This window comes from Streptomyces sp. NPDC059371, from assembly GCF_042751995.1.
Classification (GTDB): Bacteria; Actinomycetota; Actinomycetes; order Streptomycetales; family Streptomycetaceae; genus Streptomyces.
On sequence record NZ_JBHYXD010000027.1, the window covers coordinates 69,309 to 77,135 of the forward strand.

Sequence of the window (7,827 nt, forward strand, 5' to 3'; positions counted from 1 at the left end):
TGCGGGCGGGGCTCTATCTCCCGCCCGGGGGCCGCGGCGCCCCCACCCCGTCTCGCGCGCACCACCCCCCCCACGTCTCGCCGGGGTTGTGGGCCGCCCCCCCCCCCGCGGCGCCGGCGTCCCCACGCCGAGGGCTCGATCGGCGCGGGCGGAACAGGGTCGGCCCGGCGCTGCGGCCGATGTCGCCGAGCAGCTCTCTGCCCGATGCGGATGGGGTCCGATCGGGCAGTTCCTCCACGGTCGATGCTGGCCGGGCCGGGCCTCGCGATCGTGAGCAGACGGTACTCATGTTCCAGGCGGGACGAAGGCGCCCACCCCGGAGGTCACCTGTTCAGGATCGTGAGGGTGGGGTGGTCGGGCCGGACCGAGGCGGTGCGGACGGCCCGGGCACGGGTCTCCAGGGTGCGGGCGTCGTCCATGGCGCCGCGGGCGCGGTGGAGGTCGGCGAGGTTGGCCAGGACGGGGGCGAGGTCGGGGTGGTCCGGGCCGGGTTCCGCTTCCATCGCGTGCAGCGTCTGCCGGTAGAGGGCATCGCTCAAGCCGAGCCGGGGTGCGATGCCCGCGGGTCATCTCGGGGCGCCCGGCCCGGACTTCGCCATCGTCACACCGTGAGCCGGCGGACGTCGGTACGGGCCTGGTCACCGGGCGCTTCTTCATCCCGGCAGGCTTCCGGCGGACTTCCGGCAAGCTCCCGGCGGGCCCCTACGATGGACCGGATGGTCCATTCGCAGGAGGTGCGGAACGTGCGCGGTGAGCTGACGGCCAAGGGGAAGGCGACGCGGGGGCGGATCGTCGAGGGGGCCGCGGCGGTACTGCGGGAGAAGGGCGTCGCCTCGGCCACCCTGGACGACATCATGGTGCGGACCCGCAGCAGCAAGAGCCAGCTCTTCCACTACTTCCCGGCGGGCAAGGACGAACTCCTCGTCGCGGTGGCCCGGTTCGAGGCGGAGCAGGTCCTGGAGGACCAGCAGCCCTACCTGAGCCGCCTGGACTCGTGGGAGGCCTGGAGCCAGTGGCGGGACGTGGTCGTCAAGCGCTACGAGGACCAGGGGGACCAGTGCCCGCTCGGGTCGCTGTTCCTCCAGATCGGACGCTCGACCCCCGGGACGCGGGCGATCGTGGTCGAGCTGATGCGGCGCTGGCAGGAGAGCCTCGCGGCGGGCATCAGGGCGCTCCAGGCGTCCGGCAGCCTGCCCGCCGACCTCGATGTCGACCGGCGGACCGCGGCGCTGCTGGCCGCGATCCAGGGAGGCGTGTCGATCCTGCTGTCCACAGGACGCTCCACCCACCTGCGCGCCGCCCTCGATCAGGGGATCGATGACCTGAGGCGTGCGGCACGGGCCACGGGATGACCCGCGTTCCGTGGACTCTTCCGCGCGGCTGCCGGGCCGAGATGCGCGGCGGGTGTCAGGCGGCGACGACCGCGACGGTGGTGCGGCCGCCGTCGACGTCGAGCACGATGCCGTGCACGAAGGCGGACTCGTCGGCCGCCAGGTACACGGCGGCGTCCGCGATCTCCTCGGGCCTGCCCATCCGATGCGCCGGAGTGCCCTTCATCATGGCCTCGGCGGGGTGTTCCTCTCCCGGGTCCGGCGTCAGCACAACGCCCGGGGAGATGGCGTTCACGCGGACGCCCTGAGGCCCGAACTCCGCCGCCCAGGCCCGGGTCAGCGTCTCCATGGCCCCCTTGGTGGAGCTGTAGAGGGCGCCGACCGGGATCCCGAGGCGTGCGATCCAGGAACCCAGGTTGATGATCGTCCCGCCGCCGGCCTCGACCATGGCGGGGGCGACGGCCGCCGTCAGGAAGAACGGGGCCTTGACGTTGACCGCGTAGACCTGGTCGAAGGTCTTCTCGTCGGTCGCCGCCGGGAGTCGACGGGGTAGATGCCGGCGTTGTTGACCAGGATGTCGATCCGGCCGCCGAGGACGCGGGTCGCGTTCTCGGCGAGACTCTGCGAGGCCGCGGCGGTGCCGTCCAGGTCGGCCTGCACGAAGTCGGCCCGTCCGCCGTGCGCCCGGATCCCGTCGACGACCTCCTCGCCCCGTTCGGCGCTCCGGCCGGAGACCGCGACGTGCGCCCCCTGGGCGGCGAAGGCCTCCGCGATCGCCCTCCCGATGTTGCTGGTCGCTCCGGTCACCAGGGCGGTCCTGCCCTCAAGCCGCATCGACATGATCCACTCCGTTGCGTTTCGTTGTTCACCGTGGACCCGGACGGCCGGACGGCAGTGCCGTCGAACGGCGGCGCTTTCGGCCGAACGGGGCCCTGACCCGCAGGGCATGTGCGTCAACGTACGACCGAGAAAATGGACCAGCAAGTCCAAAGCGAGGGGGCGGGCCCGATCACCGGTTCCTGGGCGGCCTCGGCGAAGACCTGTGCGGCGACCTGGTAGCCCTCGAAGGCGCGCGCGGCTCCCGCGTACGCGGCGATCTGGATGAACACCTCGGCGATCTCCTCGGGCGTGGCACCGTTGTTCAGCGCGATGCGGAGCTGTCCGCGCAGGGGTTCCAGGGTGCCGAGGACGGCGGCGATCGTGACGGAGACCAGGGCCCGCGTGCGGGTGTCGAGGACCTCGCCGCGGGGCCATGCGGCGCCGAAGGTCTGCACGGTGGCGAGCCGCTTGAAGTCCGCCCCGTTGGCGGGCTCACCGGCGGTGGGTTCGAGGAACCTCTCCAGCGGGATGCCGAGCAGGTGTTCCGCGTGGGCGAGCGCCTCGGCGTAGCGGTCTTCTTCCTGGGGGGTTGCCATGGTTCCCGACCTCCAGGGGAAATTGATCCGGGCACGCGGCTGATCGTCCGCTGGTGGTCGACGGAGCGGCCGGCCTCTCCCTGTTGACCTGGGTCAGTAGCCGGTGCCGCGCTTGACCTGGGTCCGCTCGGTCCCGTGGGTCGCGCCCTTGGCGTCCAGCGTGCGGCACGCGTCGGCGATGTCCTGGCCCAGGCGGTCGATCTGCTCGCGGCTCATGGTCTCCTTGACCAGGGCGCGCATGATCTTCACCCGCTCCGCGTTGGGCGGGAGCGTGTACGCCGGCACCATCCAGCCCCGCTCGGCCGAGAGCTGCCAGGCGATGTCGGACTCGTCGTAGGCGTGCTCGCCGGCGAGGCGGAAGGCGACCAGCGGCAGTTGCTCGAGATCGCTGCCGATCACTTCGAAGCGGCCGCTGTCGCGCAGGTTGTCCGCCAGTGCGCGGGCGTTCTCCTGCATCATCTTCATCACGTAGGTGTAGCCCTGACGGCCGAGGCGTACGAAGTTGTAGTACTGCGCGAGCACCATCGACGCGCCGGTGGAGAAGTTCAGCGTGAACGTCGCGTCGGTCTTGCCCAGGTAGTTCTCGTAGAAGACGAGGTCCTTGGCCAGGTCGGACTCCTCGCGGAAGATCAGCCAGCCGATGCCGGGGTAGACCAGGCCGTACTTGTGTCCCGAGACGTTGATGGACCGGACCTGTTCGAGCCGGAAGTCCCATTTCGAGTCCGGGTAGAGGAAGGGCCACACGAAGGCGCCGCTGGCGCCGTCGACGTGGATCGGGATGTCGAGGTCCCGCTTCTTGCGGATGTCCCGCAGGAGTTTGTCGATCCCGACAACGTCGTCCTTGTGGCCGGTGAACGTGGTGCCGAGGACGGCGACGACACCGATCGTGTTCTCGTCGAGGTGGGGTTCCACGTCCTCCGGGCCGATCGTGTACTTGCCCTCGGCGAGCGGTACGATCCGCGGCTCGACGTCGAAGTAGCGGCAGAACTTCTCCCACACGACGTGGACGTCTCCCCCGAAGATCAGGTTGGGCCGGTCGGTGGACAGGCCGGCCGCCTGGCGGCGCTCGCGCCACTTCCACTTCAGCGACAGCGCGCCGAGCATGATCGCCTCGGACGAGCCCTGGGTCCGGCAGCCGGCCGTCTTGCCCGGCGCGTGGAAGAGGTCGGCGAGCATGCGCACGCAACGCTGCTCGATCTCGGCGGAGATGGGGTACTCCGCGTGGTCGATGAAATTGCGGTGGAGGTTCTCGGCGATCAGCCGTTGCGCCTCCGGCTCCATCCAGGTGGTGACGAACGTGGCGAGGTTGCGCTGCGGGTCGCCCTCCATGGCCAGATCCACGTCCACGAGCCTCATCGCGTCCGTCGCGGCCATGCCTTCCTCGGGGAAGGTCTCCGCGGGGGCGGGCTTGGTCAGGAACCGGTTACCGAAAAGAGCAGCATCGTCACGTTTAGTCATAAAATGATTCAAGCAGCGCCGGAGTCTGCCACGGGCGAGGGACACACCAAAAGAGGGCGACGGCCCTCGCGGTCAGTTCGGGGCGGGCCAGGCCTTCAGGAGTCCGCGGGCGGCTCCGCTGTTTCCGAGCCGGTGGACGGCGACAGCGGCGGGGCGGACGGTGAAGGCCTCGAACGGTGGGTACGACGTCCGGATCGGCCGGCCGCCGCGCCGTTCGCGGTCAGTCGTCGATCGCCTCGTAGACAGCGGTCCAGAAGTCGTGCCACATCGGCAGTCTCTGGTCCCCCGCGTGGGCCCGCTGCATGACGAAGATCGCCGTCATGTCCTCGGCGGGATCGTTGTACCAGGCGGTGCCGTACAGACCTGGCCATCCGTAGCTCCCGACCGAGGGGCCCAGGTGCGTACGGCGGGTGCGCACCGACATCCCGAAACCCCAGCCCATCGTGTCGAAGTACCCCGGCCAGAACCCGGAGACCGCCTTCTGCGCCGGTGTCAGGTGGTCGCTCGTCATCAGCGTGACCGACGGCCGCGAGAGCACCCGCTCGCCGTGACGGTGGCCGCCCGCAAGCAGAGTCGAGGCGAAGGCGAGGTAGTCCTCGGCGGTCGATACGAGCCCGCCGCCGCCTCCTTCGAACACCGGCGGCCGGCTCCACCGCCCGTCGGGGCCGTCCTCGACCACCTGCTCACCGCCGGCGTCGTCGTCGCGCTCGTACGCCGTCGCCAGCCGGTCGGTGCTCTCGCCGCCCACGCTGAAGGCGGTGTCCTTCATGCCGAGCGGATCGCAGATCCGCTCGCGCAGGGCGTCCCCGAAAGACATGCCTGTCGCCCGGGCGATAAGCACGCCGGTCACGTCGGCGGCGGTGTCGTACATCCAGCGCTCACCCGGGTGATGGACGAGCGGAAGCGCGCCGAGCCGGCGCACCCATTCGTCCGCCGGCGGCCTGCCGAGTGCGTCCAGCGCGTCCGCGATCGGGACCGTTCCCGGTTCGGCGGGGACCATGCCGGTGCCGAGGGTGTAGGTCAGCAGATCCCGCAGCGTGATCGGGCGTCCCGCCGCAACGGTGTCGTCCAGTGGTCCGTCGGGATCGGCGAGCACGGTCATGTCCGCCAGCTCCGGGAGGAGATCGTCGACGTGGTCGTCGAGGCGCAGGGTGCAGTCCTCGACGAGCGTCATGGCACACGCGGCGACGACCGGTTTCGTCATCGAGGCCATGCGACAGATCGTGTCGCCCGCCATCGGCGTCTTCGAGCCCGCGCCATCGAACGCGAGCGTGCCCGTCGCTTCGATGTGCACCTGGCCGTGCCGGGCGAGGACGACCACCATCCCGGGGACGAAGCCGGCCTCGACGTGACGCTCGGCCAGTTCCCGCACCCGGAGCAGCCGTTTCGACGAGAAGCCACCAGTGGTCACCTGTCTCCTCCTCAGCCTCGGCCCGTCGGCAACGTACACGCCGCGCCCTGGCCTCACGCTCCGGGAGACGGGGCCGCGCCGCTTCGTCCATGGACTACTTGCTGACGGCGAAGCGCATCAGGGCATGCTCGTCCCCCTGCTTGATCTTCCCCGTCGTATTGATCACTTCGAGCTTCCAGCCGGTGTCGACCCGCAGCGCCTTCGCCACGGCGCAGCCGTTGTCCTGGGTGAGCAGGCTGGGCCAGATGTCGGCGACCTGCTGCGAGCTCCCGCCGGTCGCGTCGTACACCTTGAAACTGATGTTGCGCGCCTTCTCGAAGGCGCTGCCCTTCTTGTACGCGGCGGCGACGAACACGATCGACGTGATGTGGGGCGGGATCCCGGCGAACTCGACGGTCACCGTCTCGTCGTCGCCGCTCCCGTGCCCGGTCTGGTTGTCGCCGCTGTGGACCAACGAGCCGTTGCCCATGGGGTCGAGGGAGTCGAGGCCGGCGAGGCGCACCGGGTCGCGGCCCTGCATGGCGATGGCGATCAGGTCCAGGTCGGTGCCCGACTTGCGGCGCAGTTTGCCCAGCACCCCGCCACTGCTGCCGGCCGTGGGGTCCCAGGACACACCGATGGACAGATGGGTCACTCCGGCCAGGTCCGCGGGGCCGTCTTCCTTGGTCAGCGTGATCATGTCTGAGCCGTTCCTCTCGATCAGGGGTACAACAGGCAGAGTTTGCCCGGGCCCTGGTTGGTTCCACAGATGCGGGGTCTTCTTCGGCGGTGAGCGCCGAGCCGTCAGTGGGGTGTGCGGGGGCGCTGAGGGTTTCGGCGTCGGCGGTGTGCGTGCGTCACCGGCGCGGTGTCCTCTCGGCCGGTGAGGCCGTCCAGGCGGCTCACCCGTGGCCGTATTCGATCGATGCACGGTCCGAGGCGACCGCATCTTTCCGGAGGCATATTCGGCGGGGTGCGCTGCTCTCAGCCTTGCGCGGGCCATGTCATGCCCCTTATAACCGTCCGTGCAGGCATCGGTGGGGATGGCCGGAAATGGCAGGTGCCGTCGGCCAGGGGGATCCTCAGCTCCGCCGGGATCAGCAGCAGCGTCCGCCGACCCACGGAGACCCGAGGACATGACCGACAACGCCTTTCGCGATGCCATGACCCGCCTCGCCGTCGACCCGGCCTTCAGGGCCGAACTCGACGGTGACACCGAGGAGGTGGCCCGAAGACTGGGTCTGACACCCGCGCAGGTCGGCGAGCTCCGCGCCCTGCGCGTCGAGTCCGGCACCGTCGGGGGCCCGGCCGCACTCGATCCGCGCCTGTCCAAGTCCTCCCTGTTCTTCGGGAGCGCGGCACACGCACTGGCACACCATGACGCTCCGGATGTCCCCACCGACCATGTGGCGGGGGATTCTGCCTCCGTCGACCACACGCCTGACCAGCCTTTCCCCGTTGCCGGCCACGAGAGCGCCGGCGGCTTCGACGTCTCCGCCACCGGCGCTCAGAGCCTGCTCGGCGGAGGGCTGGGCCAGGGAGCGCCGGCCGATGTGGGCGGCGGATTCGGTGAGTTCGGGGACGGCGGCCTCGGTGGCGGTGGCGGTGGCGGCTTCGGTGAGTTCGGTGACGGTGGTGCCGGATCCGGTGGTGGCTTCGGCGACGGCGGGTTCGGGGACGGCGGCCTTGGTGGCGGTGGTGACTTCGGCGGCTTCGGTGGCGGCGGGACCGATGGCGGCTTCGGCGGCGGGTTCGGTGACGGCGGCTTGGGCGGCGGTGGTGCCGACGGCGGGTTCGGTGGCCTCGGTGACGGCGGCTTCGGCGACGGTGGCCTTGGGGGCGGCGGCGGGTTCGGCGACGGTGGCTTCGGCGGCGGCGGTGGCGGGTTCGGTGATCTCGGGGGTCACGGCGGTGGCTTCGGTGGCGAAGGCGACGGTGACGGGCACTTCGGGCACGGCGGCATCTACGACCGCGGCGAGGACGGCGGCGGGGACAGCGGTGGCGGTGAGGGCGGCGGCGGAGACAGCGGCGGCGGTGGCGGCGGCGATCAGGAGAACACCGGACGCCGGCCCGGTGGCGGCGAGGGCGGCGGGAGCGGCGGCGGAGAAGGTGGCGGGGGCGGCGGTGAAGGCGGTGGCGGGGGCGGGGGCGGGGGCGGCGGGGGGGGGGGGGGCGCGCGCCGCCGGGGGGGGGGGGGGGGGGTGGGCGGGGGGTTCGGGGGGGGCGCCGGCGG

The 7,827-nt window shown here is 71.2% G+C and carries 6 protein-coding genes and 2 pseudogenes; 1 reads left to right on the forward strand and 7 read right to left on the reverse strand.

Annotated features, from left to right (window positions below; translation table 11 throughout):
* Window positions 1-323 precede the first annotated feature (323 nt).
* Window positions 324-539, reverse strand: a complete 216-nt coding sequence (locus ACFXGX_RS17950; protein ID WP_384791598.1) for a tetratricopeptide repeat protein — start codon at window positions 537-539, stop codon at window positions 324-326.
* 177 nt (window positions 540-716) lie between these two features.
* Between ACFXGX_RS17950 and ACFXGX_RS17955 the strand changes: the two genes are divergently transcribed.
* On the forward strand, window positions 717-1,352 hold the full coding sequence (locus ACFXGX_RS17955) for a TetR/AcrR family transcriptional regulator (RefSeq protein WP_384791601.1): 636 nt from the start codon (window positions 717-719) through the stop codon (window positions 1,350-1,352).
* Between the two features lie 55 nt (window positions 1,353-1,407).
* Here the strand turns inward: ACFXGX_RS17955 and ACFXGX_RS17960 are convergent.
* From ACFXGX_RS17960 to ACFXGX_RS17985, 6 genes and pseudogenes are all read right to left on the reverse strand, one after another.
* A pseudogene (locus tag ACFXGX_RS17960) lies at window positions 1,408-2,171 on the reverse strand (SDR family NAD(P)-dependent oxidoreductase).
* A 113-nt stretch (window positions 2,172-2,284) separates the two neighbouring features.
* On the reverse strand, window positions 2,285-2,746 hold the full coding sequence (locus ACFXGX_RS17965; protein ID WP_384791603.1) for a carboxymuconolactone decarboxylase family protein: 462 nt from the start codon (window positions 2,744-2,746) through the stop codon (window positions 2,285-2,287).
* Window positions 2,747-2,839: 93 nt separating this feature from the next.
* Entirely contained in the window at window positions 2,840-4,204 is a 1,365-nt protein-coding gene (locus tag ACFXGX_RS17970; RefSeq protein ID WP_384791606.1) for a glutamate decarboxylase, read from the reverse strand.
* A gap of 220 nt (window positions 4,205-4,424) precedes the next feature.
* Entirely contained in the window at window positions 4,425-5,615 is a 1,191-nt protein-coding gene (locus tag ACFXGX_RS17975) for a serine hydrolase domain-containing protein (protein ID WP_384791609.1), read from the reverse strand.
* Between the two features lie 94 nt (window positions 5,616-5,709).
* Window positions 5,710-6,294: a TerD family protein gene (locus ACFXGX_RS17980; protein WP_384791612.1), complete on the reverse strand. Its 585-nt coding sequence runs from the start codon at window positions 6,292-6,294 to the stop codon at window positions 5,710-5,712.
* A gap of 397 nt (window positions 6,295-6,691) precedes the next feature.
* Window positions 6,692-7,827, reverse strand: a pseudogene (locus tag ACFXGX_RS17985) (hypothetical protein); the annotation flags it as partial.